21 protein-coding genes are annotated in these 19,605 nt (G+C 72.1%); 5 read left to right on the top strand and 16 right to left on the bottom strand.

Features of this window, described 5'->3' with window-relative positions; genetic code table 11:
- Positions 1 to 153: 153 nt before the first annotated feature.
- The 14 genes from ABT324_RS17745 to ABT324_RS17680 form a co-directional block, all read right to left on the bottom strand.
- On the bottom strand, positions 154 to 942 hold the full coding sequence (locus ABT324_RS17745; protein ID WP_351178122.1) for a thioesterase family protein: 789 nt from the start codon (positions 940 to 942) through the stop codon (positions 154 to 156).
- Between the two features lie 137 nt (positions 943 to 1,079).
- Complete coding sequence (locus ABT324_RS17740) at positions 1,080 to 1,937, bottom strand: sugar phosphate isomerase/epimerase family protein (protein ID WP_351178119.1); 858 nt, start codon at positions 1,935 to 1,937, stop codon at positions 1,080 to 1,082.
- A 279-nt stretch (positions 1,938 to 2,216) separates the two neighbouring features.
- Positions 2,217 to 3,272 (bottom strand): Rv0497 family membrane protein, encoded by a 1,056-nt coding sequence (locus ABT324_RS17735; RefSeq protein ID WP_351178116.1) that lies wholly within the window; start codon positions 3,270 to 3,272, stop codon positions 2,217 to 2,219.
- Entirely contained in the window at positions 3,269 to 4,297 is a 1,029-nt protein-coding gene (locus ABT324_RS17730; RefSeq protein ID WP_351178113.1) for a Ppx/GppA family phosphatase, read from the bottom strand. Before ABT324_RS17730 ends, ABT324_RS17735 begins: the two co-directional genes overlap by 4 nt.
- A gap of 131 nt (positions 4,298 to 4,428) precedes the next feature.
- Positions 4,429 to 5,109, bottom strand: a complete 681-nt coding sequence (locus tag ABT324_RS17725) for a response regulator (RefSeq protein WP_351178110.1) — start codon at positions 5,107 to 5,109, stop codon at positions 4,429 to 4,431.
- On the bottom strand, positions 5,106 to 6,338 hold the full coding sequence (locus ABT324_RS17720) for a sensor histidine kinase (RefSeq protein ID WP_351178107.1): 1,233 nt from the start codon (positions 6,336 to 6,338) through the stop codon (positions 5,106 to 5,108). Before ABT324_RS17720 ends, ABT324_RS17725 begins: the two co-directional genes overlap by 4 nt.
- Before the next feature lie 373 nt (positions 6,339 to 6,711).
- Positions 6,712 to 7,455, bottom strand: coding sequence for a phosphoglyceromutase (locus ABT324_RS17715; protein ID WP_351178104.1), 744 nt, complete (start codon positions 7,453 to 7,455; stop codon positions 6,712 to 6,714).
- 9 nt (positions 7,456 to 7,464) lie between these two features.
- On the bottom strand, positions 7,465 to 7,929 hold the full coding sequence (locus ABT324_RS17710) for an OsmC family protein (protein ID WP_351178101.1): 465 nt from the start codon (positions 7,927 to 7,929) through the stop codon (positions 7,465 to 7,467).
- 494 nt (positions 7,930 to 8,423) lie between these two features.
- Positions 8,424 to 9,302, bottom strand: a complete 879-nt coding sequence (locus ABT324_RS17705) for a DUF4349 domain-containing protein (RefSeq protein WP_351178099.1) — start codon at positions 9,300 to 9,302, stop codon at positions 8,424 to 8,426.
- A 64-nt stretch (positions 9,303 to 9,366) separates the two neighbouring features.
- Complete coding sequence (locus tag ABT324_RS17700) at positions 9,367 to 9,879, bottom strand: type III secretion system chaperone family protein (protein WP_351178096.1); 513 nt, start codon at positions 9,877 to 9,879, stop codon at positions 9,367 to 9,369.
- Positions 9,876 to 11,171, bottom strand: coding sequence for a D-inositol-3-phosphate glycosyltransferase (gene mshA, locus ABT324_RS17695; protein WP_351178093.1), 1,296 nt, complete (start codon positions 11,169 to 11,171; stop codon positions 9,876 to 9,878). The genes ABT324_RS17700 and mshA overlap by 4 nt, the downstream gene beginning before the upstream one ends.
- Positions 11,172 to 11,342: 171 nt before the next feature.
- Positions 11,343 to 11,507, bottom strand: a complete 165-nt coding sequence (locus ABT324_RS17690; protein WP_351178090.1) for a hypothetical protein — start codon at positions 11,505 to 11,507, stop codon at positions 11,343 to 11,345.
- Between the two features lie 18 nt (positions 11,508 to 11,525).
- Complete coding sequence (locus tag ABT324_RS17685; RefSeq protein WP_351178087.1) at positions 11,526 to 11,669, bottom strand: hypothetical protein; 144 nt, start codon at positions 11,667 to 11,669, stop codon at positions 11,526 to 11,528.
- A 202-nt stretch (positions 11,670 to 11,871) separates the two neighbouring features.
- Positions 11,872 to 13,026 (bottom strand): L,D-transpeptidase, encoded by a 1,155-nt coding sequence (locus ABT324_RS17680; RefSeq protein ID WP_351178084.1) that lies wholly within the window; start codon positions 13,024 to 13,026, stop codon positions 11,872 to 11,874.
- Positions 13,027 to 13,245: 219 nt separating this feature from the next.
- On the opposite strand from ABT324_RS17680, the gene ABT324_RS17675 reads away from it, so the two are divergent.
- Complete coding sequence (locus ABT324_RS17675) at positions 13,246 to 13,992, top strand: SDR family NAD(P)-dependent oxidoreductase (protein ID WP_351178081.1); 747 nt, start codon at positions 13,246 to 13,248, stop codon at positions 13,990 to 13,992.
- Positions 13,993 to 14,038: 46 nt separating this feature from the next.
- Here the strand turns inward: ABT324_RS17675 and ABT324_RS17670 are convergent, their stop codons facing one another.
- The gene (locus ABT324_RS17670; RefSeq protein ID WP_351178078.1) at positions 14,039 to 15,013 is read right to left on the bottom strand and encodes a hypothetical protein; all 975 of its coding nucleotides are present in this window, start codon (positions 15,011 to 15,013) and stop codon (positions 14,039 to 14,041) included.
- A gap of 122 nt (positions 15,014 to 15,135) precedes the next feature.
- A complete protein-coding gene (locus ABT324_RS17665; protein ID WP_502949755.1) occupies positions 15,136 to 16,254 on the bottom strand; it encodes a UDP-N-acetylmuramate dehydrogenase in 1,119 nt (372 codons plus the stop codon).
- Between the two features lie 37 nt (positions 16,255 to 16,291).
- Between ABT324_RS17665 and ABT324_RS17660 the strand changes: the two genes are divergently transcribed.
- The 4 genes from ABT324_RS17660 (at position 16,292) to purU (ending at position 19,604) form a co-directional block, all read left to right on the top strand.
- The gene (locus ABT324_RS17660; RefSeq protein ID WP_351178072.1) at positions 16,292 to 16,801 is read left to right on the top strand and encodes a DUF2505 domain-containing protein; all 510 of its coding nucleotides are present in this window, start codon (positions 16,292 to 16,294) and stop codon (positions 16,799 to 16,801) included.
- Positions 16,780 to 17,652, top strand: coding sequence for a class I SAM-dependent methyltransferase (locus ABT324_RS17655; protein WP_351178069.1), 873 nt, complete (start codon positions 16,780 to 16,782; stop codon positions 17,650 to 17,652). Before ABT324_RS17660 ends, ABT324_RS17655 begins: the two co-directional genes overlap by 22 nt.
- Before the next feature lie 90 nt (positions 17,653 to 17,742).
- Positions 17,743 to 18,483, top strand: coding sequence for a maleylpyruvate isomerase family mycothiol-dependent enzyme (locus ABT324_RS17650; protein WP_351178066.1), 741 nt, complete (start codon positions 17,743 to 17,745; stop codon positions 18,481 to 18,483).
- A gap of 248 nt (positions 18,484 to 18,731) precedes the next feature.
- On the top strand, positions 18,732 to 19,604 hold the full coding sequence (gene purU / locus ABT324_RS17645) for a formyltetrahydrofolate deformylase (RefSeq protein ID WP_351178063.1): 873 nt from the start codon (positions 18,732 to 18,734) through the stop codon (positions 19,602 to 19,604).
- Position 19,605: the final 1 nt, after the last annotated feature.

Genomic DNA, 19,605 nt, shown 5'->3' with positions numbered 1-19,605 from the left:
CGGCTGGCCTTGCCCTCGGCGAACAGCTGCCGGATGCGGCTCTTCTCCCGGTTCGGCAGGCCGGAGGGCATCGGCCCGGCGGGCACCAGCAGACACGCCGGAGGTCCGCAACTCCGGTGGAAGTCACAGGTCTCGTTCCCACCGCAGTCGCGGTCAGGGGGCGATGGCGAGTTGGCGGGCCTGGCAGACCAGGCGGCCCATCGAGTCCACCACCGTGACGTCCTCGTCGAACCACTGCCCCTGGACCGCCCGGCAGTCCACCGCCAGGCGGAGCCAGCCGTTGGCCGGGGCCGCCCGCAGCAGCGCCGTCAGCTGCACCGTCGGGGCCCAGCCGAAGCGCCCCAGGTTCAGCGTGACCGGCACCGTCAGGTCCCCGGCGACCAGGCCGAACAGCAGGTCCGGCTGGGCCTCCCGGGGCTTGACCCACATCCGCAGGCGCGGCGGCCCGGTGCGGCCGTCGAGGAACTCCGCGGTGTCGGGGTCCAGCCGCATGTCGCAGACCTGGGCCAGCGAGAAGTACCGGCGCTGCTCGCCGGTGCCGAGGTCGATGGCGTTCGGCGGCGGGTTCACCGGCATGTCGGGCAGGTCCGACCAGGCAGGCTCGCCCTCCGGCGCCTTGCCGAGGGTGATCGTGGCGTCGACGCAGGGCTGCCCGCTCTGCTCGAGCAGCGCCCGGGCGGCGGTGACCGTCCTGCCCGCCTTGAGCACCTCGGTGCGGATCAGCACCGGTCCGACCCGCGGCGGGCGCAGGTACTGGGCGCTGACCGCCAGCGGCTCCAGCCCGGTCACGTCGCCCAGCGCTCTGGTCAGCAGCGCCAGCAGGTAGCCGCCGTGCGGGCGGTCGCCCACGGCCCATTCCGGATGCAGGTGGGCGACGTAGCTGCCGTCGCCGAGCGAGCGCACCGAGGTGGCTGCTGCGAAGGGGTCCAGGGCCTCGGTCACATGCGGTCCAGTGGTCGAATGCGCTCGACGACCGATGCGCGCAACGAGTTCATGGTCACCGATTCTAGTGACCTTGACCGAAGTTGATCATCAGGTACCGGATAACGCCAAGATCGGACGTCGCGCGCGCGGAACCGTCAAGCCGACTGCAGCGGCTGCAGGTGCTGCCGGGCGAACAGCAGCGCCTCGGACAGCAACGCCGCCCGCTGCTGGGCCGTGCGCGCCTTCCGGGTGTTGACCTCCAGCACCACCGCCCCCTGGTACCCGTCGGCCGCGAGCGCCTCGCAGACCTCGGCGCAGGGCTGGTTCCCCTGCCCCGGCACCAGGTGCTCGTCCCGCGAAGCCCCGGTCCCGTCCGCGAGGTGCACGTGCGCGAGCCCACCCCGCATCCGCTTGAGCAGGTCGATGGCGTCCACGTGCGCGGCGGCGGCGTGCGAGAGGTCCAGGGTGTAGTTGCTGAAGCCCACCTCGGTCGGGTCCGGCGACGGGGTGAACGCCGAGAGCCCGTTGGACTTGCCGCCGCGCAGCCGGTTCAGCGTGCTCGGCGGGCGCAGCGGGAACATGTTCTCCACCGCGACCGCGATCCCGCTGGTCTCCTCCAGTTCCGCGACCAGCTCGCCGAACCCGTCCGCGTAGCGGCGCTGCCAGCGGAACGGCGGGTGCACGACCACTGTGGACGCACCCAGCTCGCTGGCCACCACCACGGACCGCCGCAACCGCTCCTCCGGGTCCGGCGACCAGACCCGCTGGGTGATCAGCAGGCACGGCGCGTGGACCGCGAGGATCGGCACGCCGTGCTGCTCGGAGAGCCGGTGCAGCGCGGCCACGTCCTGGCTGACGGCGTCCGCCCAGACCATCACCTCGACCCCGTCGAAGCCGAGGTCCGCGGCCATCTCGAACGCCGCCCGGGCTGGCTGCGGCCACACCGAGGCGCTGGACAACCCGACCGGGATGCGTCCCGGGGCGTCCTCGCGCGGGGGCGGTTGCACCATCATGTCCTGCCAAGGATGACCGACGATCGCCAGCAGGTCACGCCCCGGCCCCCGTGAGCGGCGCAAATCTCACATCGCAGCGCCCGGGGAGGGTCCGCCGAACCGGTCGCAGACGGCAACGGCTGGGCAGTTGATCCCCTCCTGCGCGCAGCCGCGAGGCCGACCGCAACAACGGCATGAGCTGCCGCGAGCGCGCAGCGCTCGGCCCACCCCCACAACCGGTACCGCTGCGGGTTTTCGGAGGACGGCCCTCCGCTACTCCCACCGCTGCGCAGGAAACCTCTAGTGGCTGATCAGCAGCAGGGCGGCCGGGGACACCGTGCAGAACAGGCCGACCAGCACCGAGAGCAGGATCGTCTGCAGGTCGTTGTTGCGCAGGAACTTCCACGCGACGAACACCAGGAGACCGGTGAACAGCAGCGCGGCACCCAGGGCCGCCAGCGCGTGGAAGCCCCACAGCCAGCGGAACCCGAACCAGACCGCGCCACCGCCGACCAGCCCGGCGACGCCCTGCAGGGCCAGCGTGCCCCACTCCTTGGCGGGCGAGGGCGGCTCCGGTTCGTCCTCCGCCTCGTCCTCGCGGTAGTCGTCGGCGCCCATGCCCGCGGGCAGCTCGGGGTCGTAGTCGTCGTCCTCGGCGTACTCCGCCTCCGGCTCCTCGTAGGAGTCGAAGTCGTACGGGTCCTCGTCGTCGCGCTCCGGCGCCTCCTCGACCCGCTCCGGCGGCGCGGCCGGGACGGCCAGCACCTCGGTGCCCTCCTCCGGGACCGGGGCCGCGGGCGGGGCGACGCGCGGCAGCTGCTCGGTGACGCCCTCCGGCGGGGTCTTGGGAGCCGTGGGCGGCACCGGTGGCGCGTCGGCGCGCAGCGCGGGCTGCTGGATGGTCGCCTCGGCATCGCCCTCGACGGGCGCGGGCTGCTTGCCACCTGCGGTGGCGAACCGCTGCGCCCAGTAGCTCGGGCCACCCGGCTGCTCCGCGGGCGCCTCAGCGGCGGGCGGCTCCGGGGCCGGGGGTTCCGGCGCGGGCGGCGCTGGGGGTTCCGGCGCCGGTGGGGCCGGTGGTGCAGCGGCGGCGGGCGGCGGTGGCGGGGCAGCCGGTCGGCGACCGGCGGCCCGGTGGCTGCGGTACTGCGGAGGCTCGGCGTCGGGCTGGATGGCGCGCATCTGCCCGCTGTCGGACATGACCCGCTCGATGATCGCCTGCGGCGCGGTCTCGCTCGGGTCCTCGGCGCGCCGACGCCGCCGGCGGCTGCCCTTCTGGCCGCTGGCACCGTACTCGGCCAGCAGCTCCGCCACGGTGCGCTGGGTGGGCTGATCGGCCCCGCTGTCCCGATTCATCGCTCCCACCGTGCCCCGTGCTCCGTCCAGCGTCCAGTTCCGTCCTCAGGCTCGGCGTGCCGCAGCACAGCTCGGTCCTGGATGGCAGTGTGACTGTCTCCGTTGGTGTGGTCCAGCCGCCGCAGGATCACCCCTTCCCGCAACGCCCAGGGGCAGATGTCGAGTTCCTTCAGCCCCAGCGCCTTCATGGTGGCCTCCGCCACCAGCGCACCGCCGACCAGCTGGTGCGCCCGCGCGGCGCTGACCCCGTCCAGGGAGGCCAGGTCCTGCGAGGACATGCGGGTGATGAACGCCAGCAGCTGGCGCAGGCCGGTCTCGGTGAGGGTGCGCGGCACCCGCGGCCCGGCGGAGGCCGGGGCGGCGCCGGTCAACCTGGCCAGCGACCGGAAGGTCTTGGAGCTGGCCACGGCCCGGTCCGGCTTGCTGAGCTTGCGGAACCGCTTGGCGGTGGGCGCGAGCTGGCCCTGCAGCCACTCGCGGAGCTTCTTGACCTCGTCCTGGCGGGGCGGGTCGTGCAGCATGCTGCGGGCCATCCGCCCCGCGCCCAGCGGCAGCGACACCGCCAGGTCGGGCTGCTCGTCGATGCCCATCGCCAGCTCCAGCGAGCCGCCGCCGATGTCGAGCATCAGCAGGTTGCCCGCGGACCAGCCGTACCAGCGGCGCGCGGCGAGGAAGGTGAACCGGGCCTCGTCCTCACCGGGCAGCACCTCCAGCTCTATGCCGGTCTCCGCGGTCACCCGGGCGAGCACGTCGGCGGCGTTGGCCGCCTCCCGGATCGCCGAGGTCGCGAAGGCCATCAGCTCCTCGCACCCGGCCGCGATCGCCGACTCCTGCGCGTCGGCGACCGTGCGGACCAGCTCGGCGGCGTCGTCCGCGCTGAGCAGGCCGCCGTGCGCGTCGATCCGCTCGGCGAGCCGCAGCACGGACTTCTCCGATGTCATCGGGGTCGGATGGGCACCACGGTGCGCGTCCACCACCAGCAGGTGGACCGTGTTGGATCCGACGTCGAGCACCCCTAGGCGCATGACCGACAAATTACCGGCTGCGCACACGACCGGGGGTCGGGTGGGCCCGCGAACGGCCCACCCGCGCGCCCCGAACGGGCCCCAGACCTGCTCCGGTGGTGCAAGTCGTGCTCCCCATCACGCGAGCGGGATCACGCCTCGAACTTGTAGCCGAGGCCACGCACGGTGATCAAGTAGCGCGGCTCCGCGGGGTTCGGCTCGACCTTCGAGCGCAGCCGCTTGACGTGCACGTCCAGCGTCTTGGTGTCGCCGACGTAGTCCGCACCCCACACCCGGTCGATCAGCTGACCGCGGGTGAGCACCCGGCCGACGTTGCGCAGCAGGTACTCGAGCAGGTCGAACTCCTTCAGCGGCAGGTTGACGTCCTCGCCGTCGACGGTCACCACGTGCCGCTCCACGTCCATCCGCACCGGCCCCGCGGTCAGCACCTGCGGCTGCAGCTCCTCGGCCTCGCCGCGGCGCCGCAGCACCGCGCGCACCCGCGCGATCAGCTCGCGCGCCGAGTACGGCTTGGTGACGTAGTCGTCCGCCCCCAGCTCCAGGCCCACGACCTTGTCGATCTCGCTGTCCCGGGCCGTCACCATGATCACCGGCACCGAGGAGCGCTGGCGCAGCTGCTTGCACACGTCGGTGCCGCTCATGCCGGGCAGCATCAGGTCGAGCAGCACGATGTCCGCGCCGTTGCGGTCGAACTCGTCCAACGCCTCCGGTCCGTTGGCGGCCACAGACGCCGTGAAGCCCTCCTTGCGCAGCAGGAAAGCGAGCGGGTCGGCGAAGGACTCCTCGTCCTCCACGATCAGCACCCTGGTCACCGGACTCCTCCCGTTTCGACGGTTGCAACCCCGTCCGCACCCTCGTCGGTCGACCGGGCGGGCAGCGCCGCCCGGTCCGGCTCAACGGCCTGCTGGCCGTCGGTCGTGCGAGCGCCGTGCCCGGGCACCCGAAGCGTGAAGGTGGAGCCGGTTCCGGTGCGGCTCCAGAGCCTGACCTCGCCGCCGTGGTTGGCCGCGACGTGCTTGACGATGGCCAGGCCGAGGCCGGTGCCACCGGTGGCGCGCGAACGGGCCGGGTCGACCCGGAAGAACCGCTCGAAGACGCGCTCGTGGTACTCGGGCTCGATGCCGATGCCGCGGTCGGTGACCGCGATCTCCACGAAGTCCCCGGACATCCGGCGGCTGATCGACACCGGGCTGCCCGGCGGGGAGTACGCCACCGCGTTGTCGATCAGGTTGCTCAGCGCGGTGACCAGCAGCGTCCGGTCGCCGTCCAGCAGGTAGCCGGTGGGCTCGTCGACGGCGATCTCTATCCCGGCGGACTCCGCGCCGAGCTTGCAGCGGCCCAGCGCCTCCTCCACCACGGCGTCCACCTCGACGGTGGTCATCTCGGGCAGCCGCTCGGCGCCCTGCAGCCGGGACAGCGCGATCAGCTCGGAGACCAGGGTGCCCAGCCTGGTCGACTCGTGCAGGATCTTGGTGGAGAACCGCCGCACCTCCTCAGCATCGTCGGCGGCGTCCAGCACCGCCTCCGCGAGCAGCGCGAGTGCCCCGACCGGGGTCTTCAACTCGTGGCTGACGTTGGCGACGAAGTCGCGGCGGGTGGCCTCCAGGCGGACCGAGTCGGACTCGTCGGCGGCGTCGACGACGGCGAAGCCGTCGCCCAGCGGCCGGACCTCGCCGAGCACCGCTGCGGGGCCGCGGCCGCGCAGCGCGGGGCGGTCGGTCAGCGGGGAGAGGTCGACCGGAACGGCCTTGCCGGTCTCCAGGGCCTGCTCGGCGGCCTTCTGGGCACGCGCGTCGGCGCGGTGGTCGCGGATGATGCCGAGCTCGTCGGCGCGGGGGTTGTGCAGCACCACGTCGCCGAACTTGTTGAGCAGGACGACGCCGCTGGCGCTGGTGTGCACCAGGCGCTGGAGCAGTTCCGCGACGGTCGGGCCTTCGGGTTTGCCGTGGCCGTAGTACCGGAGTCGCGCGATGGCGAAGCCACCGGCCGCGCCCACCACGAGCACGCCGATGATCAGGGCGGTGTAGCCCAATGCGGTCACGCCAGCATCGTAAGCGCGGCGGGGTGGGGAGAGGCCAGTCTACGAGGGCGTTCCGTGATACCCATGACACGAAACGGGGGCTTCTTCACCTTCGCTTCACCCACTGCTGGGAGCCAGTTCACGTTCCGCAGGGCCATCCGTAGCACTCCGTTCGCCACCACGGCGACTTCCCGCCACCCGACCCCCACGTGGGTGACGACCGGCGCCCGGGTCCTGCCGCAAGTCCGGACCTGCGACCTCAATGGAATCGGATGTCTGGTTCCCACTTGAATTCGCGGAACCCGAGGCCCCGCACCGCGAGGAGACCTGGGCACGCCGCAGGGGCACCCGGAGGTCGTGGCTCCGCGGTGCCCCTGCGGTGGTTCGGGTGCGGTCAGCGGCCCTGGTTGGCGACCGCGGCCGCGGCCTTCTCCGCCGCCTCCGGGTCGAGGTAGGTGCCGCCCGGGTTGGTCGGCTTGAAGTCCCCGTCCAGGTCGTAGCGCAGCGGGATGCCGGTCGGGATGTTCAGCCCGGCGATGTCGTCGTCGGAGATCCCGTCGAGGTGCTTGACCAGCGCGCGCAGCGAGTTGCCGTGCGCGGCGACCAGCACCGTGCGACCGGCCCGCAGGTCCGGCACGATCGCCGACTCCCAGTACGGCAGCAGGCGGGCCACCACGTCCTTCAGGCACTCGGTGCGCGGCAGGTCCGCGCCGAGGTCCGCGTAGCGCGGGTCGGCGTCCTGGCTGAACTCGCTGCCGAGCTCGATCTCCGGCGGCGGCGTGTCGTAGGAGCGGCGCCAGAGCATGAACTGCTCCTCGCCGTAGGCCTCCAGGGTCTGCTTCTTGTTCTTGCCCTGCAGCGCGCCGTAGTGGCGCTCGTTGAGCCGCCAGTCGCGGCGGACCGGGATCCAGTGCCGGTCGGCCACGTCCAGGGCCATGTTCGCCGTGGAGATCGCCCGCCGCAGCAGCGAGGTGTGCAGCACGTCCGGCAGCACGCCCGCCTCGCGCAGCAGCTCACCGCCGCGCTTGGCCTCGGCCTCCCCCTTCTCCGACAGCGGGACGTCCACCCAGCCGGTGAACAGGTTCTCGGCGTTCCACGTGCTCTCACCGTGCCGCAGCAGCACCAGGGTCGAAGTCATATCCCCAGGCTATAGAGCCGAGCCGCCGGGCCGCGCCGCCGGTTGGTCCAGCGCGGCGTCGAGGGTGATCGTGGTGCCGGTGAGCGCGGCCGAGACCGGGCAGATCTCCTTGGCCTGCCGCGCGGCCTCGTCGAAGGCTTCCCGGCTGATGCCCGGCACCTTCGCCCGGACGGTCAGCGCGATGCCGGTGATGGCGAACCCGTCACCGTGCGGCCCGAAGCTGACCTCGGCGCTGGTGTCGATCGATTCCGGCGGGGTGCCTGCCGCGGACAGCAGCCCGGACAGCTGCATCGAGTAGCACGCCGAGTGGGCGGCGGCGATCAGCTCCTCCGGGCTGGTGCGGCCGTCGGGTGCTTCCGCCCGCGACGCCCAGGTGACCGGGAACTGCCCCGCGTTGGACGAGTCGAGGGTGACGGAACCGGAACCGGACTTGAGGTCCCCGGTCCACTGCGTGGTGGCATTGCGATCGGTCATCTCACCGCTCCATCGTGGGGGGTCCGCGGAGGCGGCCGACCTCCGCCGCACCCACCCTCCCGCAACGCGCCGTGACCCGCACATTTGGTTGTGCGGTTCACTCGACAGTTATCCGATCACCGCGACAGCGTGACACGAAAGTGGTGGCCGTCACCTTCGTTCGAGAAACGACGACAGTTTGATTCCTATGCGTTACTTTTTGCCCTGAACATCACACTAATGGAGTAATGTGGCGGCCTTGTGGCGGCTGCATGACTCTGCGAAGTTGACAACGCTCTCCCTGATCGGCTCCCACGCACTCCCCGATCACGAGAGAGCGCGAACGCGGTCCGAATCCCCCAACGGACCGCGCCCGCCGGGCCCCGGGTGCCCCCCGCCCACGGCCCGTCAGGCGGGACCCCCGCGTGGGGCGGCTCGAGCTCGTGACTCCCCCTCTCTCCCGAGCCGCCCCCGCGGTCCCGCTTTTCCTCACCGGTCGTGAGTGGTTCCGGTGGTTAGAGCGACTGTTGCCGCTCACGAGGTCGGCGTGTGGGTCGTGAGTGCAAATGGTGGTCAGGGCCACCGTTCTCACTCACGAGGGCTTTTCGGCGGCGGTGGAGGATCACCAGGGCTGTCGCGGGAATGGCCAGGAGTGCTGCGAAGGGGAGGATTGCGCCCAGGGCCGTCAGGGTCGCTGCTCCTGCTCCGGTGAGAGCTCTCCAGCCTTGGTCGAGACCCGCCAGGAAGCCCGTGTCCTCGTCGGACTTCGCTGGTTGGGGTTCCAGAGTGATCGTGAGGGTGGCCAGTCGGACCTGGTTGCTCATGGCCGCTTCCCGGCGCTGGAGGGATTCCAGTTCTGATTCGCGGCTGGTCAGCTCCGATTCGATGGAGACGACCTCGTCCACCGTCTCCGCCCGGTTCATCAGCTCGCGGAGGCGTTGGACGCTGGCCCGCTGGGAGTCGATGCGGCTCCGGGTGTCCACCAGCTGGTCGGTGACGTCCTCGGCCTGCTGGCTGCGGGAGGTCACGCGGCCCAGGGCGGCGAGGTCGGCCAGCGCGCGGTCCAGTTCCGGTGCTGGGATGCGGACCGCCAGGGTCGTGCTCGTGCGGTAGCTGTCCTCCCGCTCCAGGTGGCCCCCGGCTGCTTCGGCGCGGCGGCGCACCTTCGCGGTCGCGGCCGCGACGTCGTCCACCTCGACGTCCAGCTCCGCCGTGCGGATCACCTCGCGCCGCTGGTCATCGGTGGTACCGGTCGGTTCTGCCGCCGTGTAGTCGGCGCTGCGATGGGGCGCCAGTTCGCTCGCGCTGCTGCCGGACTCGGTGCTCGTCGGCGACGAGCACCCCACGAGCAACCCGGCCGCCACCACGACCAGGAACGACCAACGTAATCGCACCTTCAACTCCTCCGCCTCGGTTCGGACACAGCGAGGACGGAGCGGTGCGATCTCCCGGTTGCACCTACTGCTGGTCGTGCAGCGGTTCGAGCGGCCCGTCGCGCTCCACGAGCTGGCGGAACGGCTGCAGGTTCGCCAGGGACTCGCCGCGCGACTCGCGCCAACCCCACTCCCGGCGGATCGCGGTGGCGAACCCGAGCTCCAGCAGCGTGTTGAAGTCGCCGTCAGCGGCCTCCAGCACCTGGCCGAGCACCCGGTCCAGCTCCTCCGCGGTCACCGCGTGCCGGCCGATCCGGCCGACCAGGTAGATGTCGCCGTTGGCGTCCAGGGTGTAGTGCACCCCGTAGAGCTTCGCGTTGCGACGCAGCAGGAACCGGTAGACCTCTTCGTGCGCCTCGTCGGGCTGGCGGCACACGAAGGCCTCCACGACCAGGGCGTGCTCGGCAACGACCAGCCAGCAGTTGGTCTGCAGCTTCTTGGTGCCGGGCAGCGTGACGAAGAACCGGCCGGAGCCCTTCTGCTGGTGCTCCAGCCCGTTGTCGTCCAATGTGGACTTGATCACCTCGTCGAGGCTCACGCGGTCACCTCCTGGATGCGCAGTTGCGCGTGGAAGGCCATTTTCGCCTGCGCGTAAGCATCCAGTAGCGCCTCGGTGGTGTTCCGCCACGAGAACCGCGCCGCGTGCGCCGTCGTCCCGGCCGCCAGGCGCCCCCGCAACTGCGGGTCGAGCACGACGGTGCCCAGCGCGTCGGCCCACTGCCCGGTGCGGTGACCGTCCACCAGCAGCCCGGACACGCCGTCGTCGACGGCGACCGGAAGCCCGCCGACCGCGGCGGCCACCACCGGCGTCCCGCAGGCCTGCGCCTCCAGCGCGACCAGGCCGAACGACTCGTTGTAGCTCGGCACCGCGATGACGTCCGCGGCCCGGTAGACGGCGGCCAGTGCCGCCCCGGAGCGCGGCGGCAGGAACTGCACCACGTCGGTGATCCCCAGCTCCACGGCGAGTTCCTGGAGCGCCCGCGGCCGCTCCAGACCGCTGCCGGACGGCCCGCCGACCACCAGGACGACCAGGCGTTCGCGCAGCTCGGGGTGCCGCGCCAGCAGTTCGGCGGTGGCCCGCAGCAGCACGTCCGGGGCCTTCAACGGCTGGATCCGGCCGACGAAGGCCAGCGCGACGGCGTCGTCCGGGAGGTGCAGCTCGGCGCGCGCCGCCGCGCGGTCGCCCGGGGTGAACACGTCCAGGTCGACGCCGGGCGGGATGGTTGCGATCGAAGCCGGGTCGGCGTCGTAGCGGTTGACCAGGTCAGCGGCCTCGACGTCAGTGTTGGCCACCAGCACGTCGGCCTCGTGGACCACTTGTTCCTCGCCCAGCACCCGCACCCGCGGCTCCGGGGTGTCGCCCGCGGCGAGGTTGGCGTTCTTGACCTTGGCCAGGGTGTGCGCGGTGTGCACCAGCGGCACGCCCCAGCGCTCCCGCGCCAGCCACCCGACCTGCCCGGACAGCCAGTAGTGCGAGTGCACGATGTCGTAGTAGCCGGGCTCGTGGCGCGCTTCCACCCGCAGCGCCCCGGCGGCGAAGGCGCACAGCTGCGACGGCAGCTCGTTCTTGTCCAGGCCTTCGAACGGACCGGCGACGACGTTGCGGACCAGCACCCCTGGGGCGAGCTCGGCGATGGGCGGCACGTCCGAGGAGGTCGCCCTGGTGAAGATCTCGACCTCGGTGCCGAACTCGGCGAGCTGCCGCGCGGTCTGCGCGATGTAGACGTTCATGCCCCCGGCGTCCCCGGTGCCGGGCTGCTCCAGCGGGGAGGTGTGCAACGAGAAGACGGCCGCGCGGCGCGGCCGCATGCGTAACGTTCTGGAGGTCATCAGCTGTCCATCGCAAGCGGGGTGCCCCGAGGGTTTCGGGGCACACGTAGGACCCGACATCCGGCGTGGCGGAAACATTCCCGCCGCATCCCCGCAACACCGGGCCAACCGGCGACGGTACCGCCCGTGACCTGCGGAACCAGCCGCGCGACCGGCGCCGCGTGGCACTGCTCACACTGCTTGGCGCGGACCGCGAGCAGCGCTCCGCCGACCGCGATCACCGCCGACAGCGCGACCGCCGCGCAGGCCGCCGATCCCGGTCGCGCCCGCGTTGGCCACCGCGACCAGCAGCGCCAGCCCGACCGCCCCACCAACGTGCTGCGCGGTGGAGGCCATCCGGAAGCCGCGCCCTGCTCACCGGGAGCCACCCCGGGTGCCAGCCGCGATCCACATGCCGGTCCAGGTCAGCCCCTGCCCCAGGCTCAGCAGCAGGATTCCCGGCAGCAGCGCCAGGCAACCGCTCGGCATCGCCAGCGCCACCGCGGCCATCCCGAGCACCGGGCACGACGGTGGTGCTCCAGGGTCTGCGGCAGGAAGGCCAGCCGGTCGCGAGCACGCTGGAGCCCTGGTCCTGCTCGAAGCGCTGCTCCCGAAGCCGCTTCCCCAGCCTGCTCAGGGCGGTGCTCGACACCGCGGACTGGGCCCGGAACAGCGAAAACGGCGGTGGCCACCAGGACCACCGCCGTTCACCGAAGAGAGCTCAGACCGCGGACTTCGCCGTCCACTGGTCCCAGCTGAGGAGCCAGTCGTAGACGTCGTACTGCGGGGGCATGCTGCTCGCCGAACCCGACACCTCGACCGGGTCGCCGATCAGGGCGCTGTCGTAGTACTCCTTCGCGTCCGCCGCGCTCAGGTTGATGCAGCCGTGCGAGTTGTTGACCTTGCCCAGCGCCGCGGCGTTCTCCTGGTTCTCGTGGATGAACTCGCCGTGGTTGGAGAAGCGGGCCGCCCACGTCTTGCGCACGTCGCGGTAGCCGTACCGGGGGTTGTCCATGATCTCCACCGGGTTCTTCTCCATGATGATGTACGTCCCGTTGGGCGTGTTGCGGCCCGGGTCGTACTCCTCGCCGTAGCTGGCCGGGTAGCTGGCCACCTGCTCGCCGTCGCGCACCACGACCAGCCGGTGCGTGCCCACGTCGGCCTGCACGACCTGCGCGCGGCCGATGTTGAAGTCGGTGGTCAGGTCGGCCAGGCCGTAGGCGCCGCCGCCGTAGGCGAGGCCGTAGAGCTTGGCGCTGACGCTGACGCGGGTGTGCGCGGGCCAGTACTCCTTGGGCCGCCAGTCGACCTGCCGGTCGGACAGCCACGCCCAGGAGCCTTCGACCGGCACCGAGGTCTGCACGGTCAGCGCCCGCTGGACGGCCGCCTTGTCCTCGACCGGCTCGTCGAACTTGACGCTGATCGGCATCGCGATGCCGACCTCGGCCTCGTCGGTCGGGTTGATCGTGGCGCGGATGGTCCGCTCCGGCTGCAGCGTGGTGAAGCTGCCCTCGACCGGCACCTGCTTGCCGTCCTCGCCGGTGGCCCGGCCAGCCCAGGTGTAGGTCTTGCCGTAGCCGAGCGCCGTGGTCGCCTGCCAGCTCCTGCCGTCCGGCGCGAGCTCGCCCTCCACCTGCTTGCCCTCGTCGTTGGTCAGCTCGACCGAGTCGAACCTGCCGTGCTCGACGGTGGCCTTGATCGGAGCGGCCGGGTTGACCTCAGCGGCACCCGGCCCCGGCTCGAATGCGACCCGTGCGACCGGCCCGGCGGGCTCGCCACCGCCTGGCTCAGAGGAACTGCAGCCGGAGATCAGCAGCACTGCCGCCAACGCTCCGGCGAGCGCCGTCCACAGGAGCCGCAGCTTGGCACCACTCACTTCGATCCCTTCCGAGAGGTTGCGACCACGCCGTCCCCTTTGCCGAGATTCGGCCGAACAGCGGTTGAAAAATGACCCACATCCATAAGACGTCCGACGACTCGAAAAGATGTCCTCCGGGCAAGTGTGTCCCGTCACATCGATTGGGTGACGACGAGCCCCTCGGGGTGACGTGATCGGATGATGGGGGCAACCCGAAACCGGCGGGAGGACGTAGACGTGAGCACAAGTTCTGCAGGTCGCTGGGCCGTGGTCACCGGGGCGAGTTCGGGCATCGGCGCCGCCACCGCGCGGCAGCTCGCCGCCGCGGGCTTCTCCGTCGTGCTGGGCGCCCGGCGGCTCGACCGGCTGACCGCGCTGGCCGAGGAGATCGGCGGCACGGCACTGCCGCTGGACGTCACCGACCAGGAGTCGGTGGACGCGTTCGCCGCGCAGGTCCCCGAGTGCCACGTGCTGGTCAACAACGCTGGTGGCGCGAAGGGCATGGCCAAGGTCGCCGACGCGGTCGAGGACGACTGGCGCTGGATGTGGGAGACCAACGTGCTCGGCACGCTGCGCGTCACCCGTGCCCTGATGCCGAAGCTGGTGGCCTCCGGCAACGGCCACGTGGTGACGGTGACGTCGGTGGCGGCGACCGGGGTCTACGACAACGGCGGTGGTTACACCTCGGCCAAGCACGCGCAGGGCGCCCTGCACCGCACGCTCCGCGGCGAGCACCTGGGCGAGCCGGTGCGGTTCACCGAGGTCGCACCGGGCGCGGTGGAGACGGAGTTCTCCGAGGTGCGCTTCGGCGGCGACAAGGAGCGCGCGGCGGCCGTCTACCACGGCATCACCCCGCTGACCGGCGACGACATCGCGGACATCATCACCTTCGCGGTGACCCGCCCGCCGCACGTCAACATCGACTTCCTCGAGGTCAAACCCCGGGACCAGCACTCCGCAACCCGCTTCCACCGCCACGGGTGACCCCCGACCCCCGCAGTTTCAATTGAAACTGCGATCTCGCCGCGGTTCAGGCGTGGATGCGTTGGGCCTCCGTGCAGAGCTCGACGTCCAGTTCCGACAGGACGTCGGCGATGGGGTTGGCGAAGCCGACCACGCCCGCGCAGCTGCCCGCGACGTGCAGGCCGATCACCCGACCGCCCGGACCGACCACGGCCGCCCCGGCGTCACCGGGTCCGCAGAAGCACTCCCCCGCACCGACCACGCGGATCTGCTCGCGGAGCACCCGGACCCCCAGCGCCTCGCCGTGGTCGATCCGGACCGTCGCATCGACCGAGGTCACGACACCGGTGGTCACCCCGGTGCCGAAGCCGTTCTTGCACACCCGCTCACCCGGGTAGGCGGTGGCCGGGCCGGTGATCGGCCCGATGCCCTCCACCACGCAGGTCGTCGCCGATCCCGGCGCTAAGGCGACCGCCGCCGCGTCCACCCGGCCGGACAGCGCCGCCCGCGCGAGCTCGGCGTGCACCCGCCCGCCCTCCGGGTCCAGCATCTGGTCGCCCACCGACCAGCCGTCGTCCAGGCACCCCACGTCGAACGTGGTCAGCCCCATCGCGACCGCCATCGGAGCGACGCCGGTGACCAGCGCGCCCAGCGTGCCGATCCGCCGGTGCGGACCGGCTTCCCGCACGTCCGGCGGCGCGAGGTGGACCGCCCGGCACGGCGCGACCCCGCTGCCGCCGCTGATCACCCCGGTCCGCTCGGCGCGCCGCGGGCGCGGCGTCAGCGGCTCGTGCTCGGCGCAGTGGATGTGCTGCAGGACCGGCTGCTCCTCGACGACGTCGGTCGGGATGCCGAAGACGTCCGCGGGCACGCAGGCACCGGGTTTCAGCTGCTCACGCGGCTTCTTGCGCGCGACCGAGACCACGATGACCTGCTGACCGGTGCTGCGTCCGGCGCGGAGCTTCTCGCCGATGTCGACAGCCGTCACCCCGGGCAGGTCGAGCAACTGGTCCTCGACCGCCCGCTTGATCGGACGTATCACGGCCCGATCCCTCAGCTCCCTGATGCTCAGCATGGTGGCCCCCTCCACCTACACCATTTAACACTCAGGGTTACGCATCAGTCACGAAGAGTCACTCTTACGGCCGTTCGGCTCTTCGGCTGCTACAGCGAACAGTCCACCAAGACGGGCTCGGGTGCCAGCGAAACGCCGAAGGCCAGGCGTACTCCGTCCCGAACTTCACGCGCAAGAATGAGCAGGTCGCGGGTGCTGGCGGCACCTCGGTTGGTCAGCGCGAGGGTGTGCTTGGTGGACAGGCCAACCCGGCCGCCCGGCCCCTGGTGGCCCTTGGCGAACCCGGCGCGCTCGATGAGCCACGCCGCGGACAGCTTGGCCCCGCCGTCGGCCGGGTACTGCGGGATCCGCTGGTCAGCGCCGACCCGCTCGGCGATGCGAGCCAGCACCCCGGGCAGCTCGGCCTCGGGGATGATCGGGTTGGTGAAGAACGAGCCCGCGCTCCAGGTGTCGTGGTCGGCCGGGTCGAGCACCATGCCCTTGCCGCGCCGCAGCCCCAGCACCGCCTCGCGCGCGCTCGCCACGTCCACCTGCGTGCCCGGTTCGACGTCGAGGGCGCGGGCCAGCTCGCCGTACCGGATCGGCGCGGAGCGGTTGTCGTCGCGCAGCAGGAACCGGACGCGCAGCACCACGGCGGCGTCGCTGTGCTTGAGGACGCTGTTGCGGTAGGTCAGCCCCAGGTCGGCCGCCGGGACGGTGCGCACCTGGCCGGACCGCCGGTCGAGCAGGTCGACCGAGACCAGCAGCTCGGAGACCTCCACGCCGTACGCGCCGACGTTCTGCACCGGCGTCGCGCCGGTCAGGCCGGGGATGCCGGACAGGCACTCCAGCCCGCCCAGGCCCTGGCGCGTGGTGTCCGCGACGACCTCGTCCCAGTCCTCACCGGCTTCCGCGGTGAGCTGCACCAACCCGTCGCCGACGCTGTCGTACTGGCGGCCCTTGGTGGCGATGCGCACCACGTGCCCGTCGAACCCCTCGTCGGCCACCACCAGGTTCGACCCGCCGCCGAGCACGAGCAGCCGGTGGCCACCCGCGTCGGCCGCACGCACCGCGTCGGTGATCTCGTCGGGCCGGGTGGCGACCACCAGGCCGGTCGCCGGCCCGCCCAGCCGCAGGGTGGTGTGGTCGGCCAGGGGGACACCAGCGCGTTCACCGGGCAGTTCGGCCGCGCGCGCTGTGTTGCCGCGCACTTCTTCAGCACCGGACATGGAGGGGTTCACGGTTGCCAAAGGTAACCTCCGCTGCATGGCACGCCGCATCGAGCACCGAAGCACCTCCGAGTGGCCCGCGGTCCGGTTGTACGAGGCGCTGATCAACCTCGACTACCTCAACGACCGCCTCCAGGAGCTCGGCGGCACCAACGCGGAGCTGGTGCAGCACGTGGCGACGGAGAACGGCGCGCGGTTCCAGATCCGCCACTCCGTCCCGGCGGACTCGCTGCCGTCGGTGGCGCGCACCGTGGTCGGCGGGGACCTGACCATCGACCGCAGCGAGTCGTGGCGCCGTGAGGAGGACGGGCACTACACCGGCGAGATCGCGGCCGAGATCGCCAAGGCGCCGTGCACCATCACCGGCTCGATGTGGCTGCGCGACGTGACCGAGTCGGCGAACAGCGAGTTCGTGGTGTCCGGCAACGTGCGGGTCAACGTGCCGTTCGTGGGCGGCAAGCTTGAGGACCTGGTCGCCGACCAGGTGCAGAAGCTGCTCAGCGCCGAGGAGCGCTTCACCGACGAATGGCTGGCCCGCCGGGCATGACGTCGGTCCCGAAGAAGCGGGCCCCGCGGCTCGCGGCCGGGCGAGCCCGCGCGCTCGGCATGCCCACCCGGGGCACCACGAACCCGAACCGGCTGCGCCGCGTCGACCGGTGGGTCCTCGGCACGCCGTGGGTCGCTGGCGCGGTGCGCGACGCGGCCGAGCCGGTGGTGATCGACCTCGGCTACGGCGCGACGCCGGTGACCACCGTGGAGCTGGCCGACCGGCTGCGCCCGCTGCACCCGAGGTTGCGGGTGGTCGGCCTGGAGATCGACCCGGAGCGGGTGGCGGCGGGCAAGGCGGTCGCCGATCCGCCCGCGCTGGAGTTCCGCCGCGGCGGGTTCGAGCTGGCCGGGCTGGCCGCCGGGACCCGCGACTTCCCCGGTCCGGTGCTGGTGCGGGCGTTCAACGTGCTCCGGCAGTACTCCGAGCCGGAGGCGTGGAAGTACTGGGAGGAGCTGTGCGCGCGGCTGGCCCCGGACGGGCTGCTGGTCGAGGGCACCTGCGACGAGATCGGGCGCCGCTGCTGCTGGGTGACGCTGGACCGCAGCGGACCGCTGACCTTCACGCTGGCCTGCCTGCCCGCCGACCTGGACAAGCCGTCCGACCTGGCCGAGCGGCTGCCGAAGACGCTGATCCACCGCAACGTGCCGGGCGAGAAAGTGCACGCGGTGCTCGCCGAGCTGGACGCCTGCTGGGCGACCGCCGCGCCGATGGCCCCGTTCGGCCCACGGGCCCGCTGGGCGCACGCGGTGCAGCTGTTCGCCGACCGCGGCTGGCCGGTCCTGGACCGCCGCCGGCGCTGGCGCCTCGGCGAGCTCACCCTCCCCTGGTCCACCGTCGCCCCCACCTGATCCGCGGTTCACCGGGGATCAGGCGTCCGGTTCCTCGTCGGCACCGACGAGCGGAGGGCTCCGAGCCGTTCCGAGGCCTAGGGTGGGGGCATGGCGAGCGAGTTCCTGCAGCACGCTTTTCAAGACCAGGCCGCGGCCTTCCGCAGCGCCGCGCTCCGGGCCGGGCCGGGCATCGAGGTCTCGACCTGCCCGGGGTGGGACGTCCGGCAGCTGGTGCAGCACTTGGCGCAGGCCTACACCCGGGCCGAGCTCTCCCTGCACCTCGAACCGGGCAGCCCCCGACCGGAAGTCCCGCGCCCACCAGCCGATTTCGACGACGCGCTCGCGTGGTGGGACGAGCGGCTGGCCGACCTGCGGCACACCTTGTCCACAATGGACCCCGACCGGCCGGTGCGGTGGTTCCACGGGACGGGCACGCCGCGCCACTGGATGCGCCGCGCAGCGCACGAGACGGCGATCCACCGGCTGGACGCCGAGCACGCCCTCGCCGAGCTGGGTCCGGACCACGTGCACGAGCTGATCTTCGACCCGGAGCTGGCCGCTGACGGGATCGACGAGTTCCTGACCGAGCTGCTGCCGCTCGGCGACTGGACCGGCTCCAAGGCCGAGGGCCAAGTGCTCGTGCACGCACCGGACGCGGGCCGGGCGTGGCTGGTGCAGTTCCGGCCGGGCGAACCGCCGCAGGCCGGGAACGCGACCGGCACCGCGCTGGAGGTCGACGCGACGATCGCCGGGACGGCCGACGCGGTGTACCGCCGGGTCTGGGGCCGTCCGAGCACGGCCGTGGTCACCGGCGGCACCACGCTGCCCGACCTGATCGGCGGCCGCTGACCCCATCTGGCCGAGAAATCACGCGGTCGCGTGAGGCAGTGCCGACCACCTGCGGAAACACGCTTCCCGTGCGCGCACCTGCGCATCCTCGGCGTTCACCCGGGCGAACGCCGAGGTCCGGCGGGGCCGACCACGCCCCGGGTGATCGAGATCGGTCGTCGGGGTGGCCCGGCGGCGTGGCGGGTTGCCCGCCGACGGGCCCGCCCTGCGGCCTGCATGGCCTTCGTCACCTGCGATAATCACTGGTCGTGAGCTCTCCCGAACGGCGCTTCGTCATCAGCTTCGGCTGCCCGGACCGGACCGGCATCGTGGCCCGGATCTCGACCTTCCTCGCCGAGTTCGGCGGGTGGATCGTCGAGGCCGGTTACCACACCGACATCGAGACCGGGTGGTTCTTCACCCGGCAGGAGGTCCGCGCCGACTCGCTGCCGTTCGGCGTCGACGAGCTGCGCGAGCGCTTCGCGGCGGTCGCCGCGGAGTTCGGCGAGCAGAGCAGCTGGCGCGTCTCCGACACCGGCGAGCGGCGCCGGGTGGTGGTCCTGGTGTCTAAGGACGGGCACTGCCTGCACGACCTGCTCGGTCGGATCAGCTCCGGCGAGCTGGAGGTGGACCTGCGAGCGGTGATCGGCAACCACCCGGACCTGGGCCCGATCACCGAGGCGCACGGCGTCCCGTTCCACCACGTGCCCTTCGCCAAGGACCCGGCGGCGAAGGCCGACGCGTTCAAGCAGGTCCAGGAGCTGGTGGACGAGCACGACCCGGACGCGATCGTGCTGGCGCGCTTCATGCAGGTCCTGCCGCCCGAGCTCTGCGAGGCGTGGACCGGGCGCGCGCTGAACATCCACCACAGCTTCCTGCCGTCGTTCGCCGGCGCCCGCCCCTACCACCAGGCCTACGACCGTGGCGTGAAGCTCATCGGCGCGACCTGCCACTACGTGACGGCGGAGCTGGACGCCGGACCGATCGTCGAGCAGGACGTCATCCGCGTGGACCACACCGACGACGTGGCGGACATGGTCCGCAAGGGCCGCGACATCGAGAAGCTCGTGCTGGCCCGGGGCCTGCGCGCCCACCTCGAGGACCGCGTGCTGGTCCACAACCGCCGCACCGTCGTCTTCTGAG

This window comes from Saccharopolyspora sp. NPDC000359 (assembly GCF_040300525.1).
Lineage (GTDB): Bacteria > Actinomycetota > Actinomycetes > Mycobacteriales > Pseudonocardiaceae > Saccharopolyspora.
The sequence above is the reverse complement of the archived record's forward strand: the minus strand, read 5'-3'. Positions and strand labels throughout refer to the sequence as shown.

Coding starts and splice junctions, on each gene's coding strand:
- ABT324_RS17740 (WP_351178119.1), bottom strand. CDS start 1,937: ATGATGGTGCAACCGCCCCCGCGCGAGGACGCCCCGGGACGCATCCCG.
- ABT324_RS17735 (WP_351178116.1), bottom strand. CDS start 3,272: ATGAATCGGGACAGCGGGGCCGATCAGCCCACCCAGCGCACCGTGGCG.
- ABT324_RS17730 (WP_351178113.1), bottom strand. CDS start 4,297: ATGCGCCTAGGGGTGCTCGACGTCGGATCCAACACGGTCCACCTGCTG.
- ABT324_RS17715 (WP_351178104.1), bottom strand. CDS start 7,455: ATGACTTCGACCCTGGTGCTGCTGCGGCACGGTGAGAGCACGTGGAAC.
- ABT324_RS17710 (WP_351178101.1), bottom strand. CDS start 7,929: ATGACCGATCGCAATGCCACCACGCAGTGGACCGGGGACCTCAAGTCC.
- mshA (WP_351178093.1), bottom strand. CDS start 11,171: ATGACCTCCAGAACGTTACGCATGCGGCCGCGCCGCGCGGCCGTCTTC.
- ABT324_RS17690 (WP_351178090.1), bottom strand. CDS start 11,507: ATGGCCTCCACCGCGCAGCACGTTGGTGGGGCGGTCGGGCTGGCGCTG.
- ABT324_RS17665 (WP_502949755.1), bottom strand. CDS start 16,254: ATGTCCGGTGCTGAAGAAGTGCGCGGCAACACAGCGCGCGCGGCCGAA.
- ABT324_RS17660 (WP_351178072.1), top strand. CDS start 16,292: ATGGCACGCCGCATCGAGCACCGAAGCACCTCCGAGTGGCCCGCGGTC.
- ABT324_RS17655 (WP_351178069.1), top strand. CDS start 16,780: ATGGCTGGCCCGCCGGGCATGACGTCGGTCCCGAAGAAGCGGGCCCCG.
- ABT324_RS17650 (WP_351178066.1), top strand. CDS start 17,743: ATGGCGAGCGAGTTCCTGCAGCACGCTTTTCAAGACCAGGCCGCGGCC.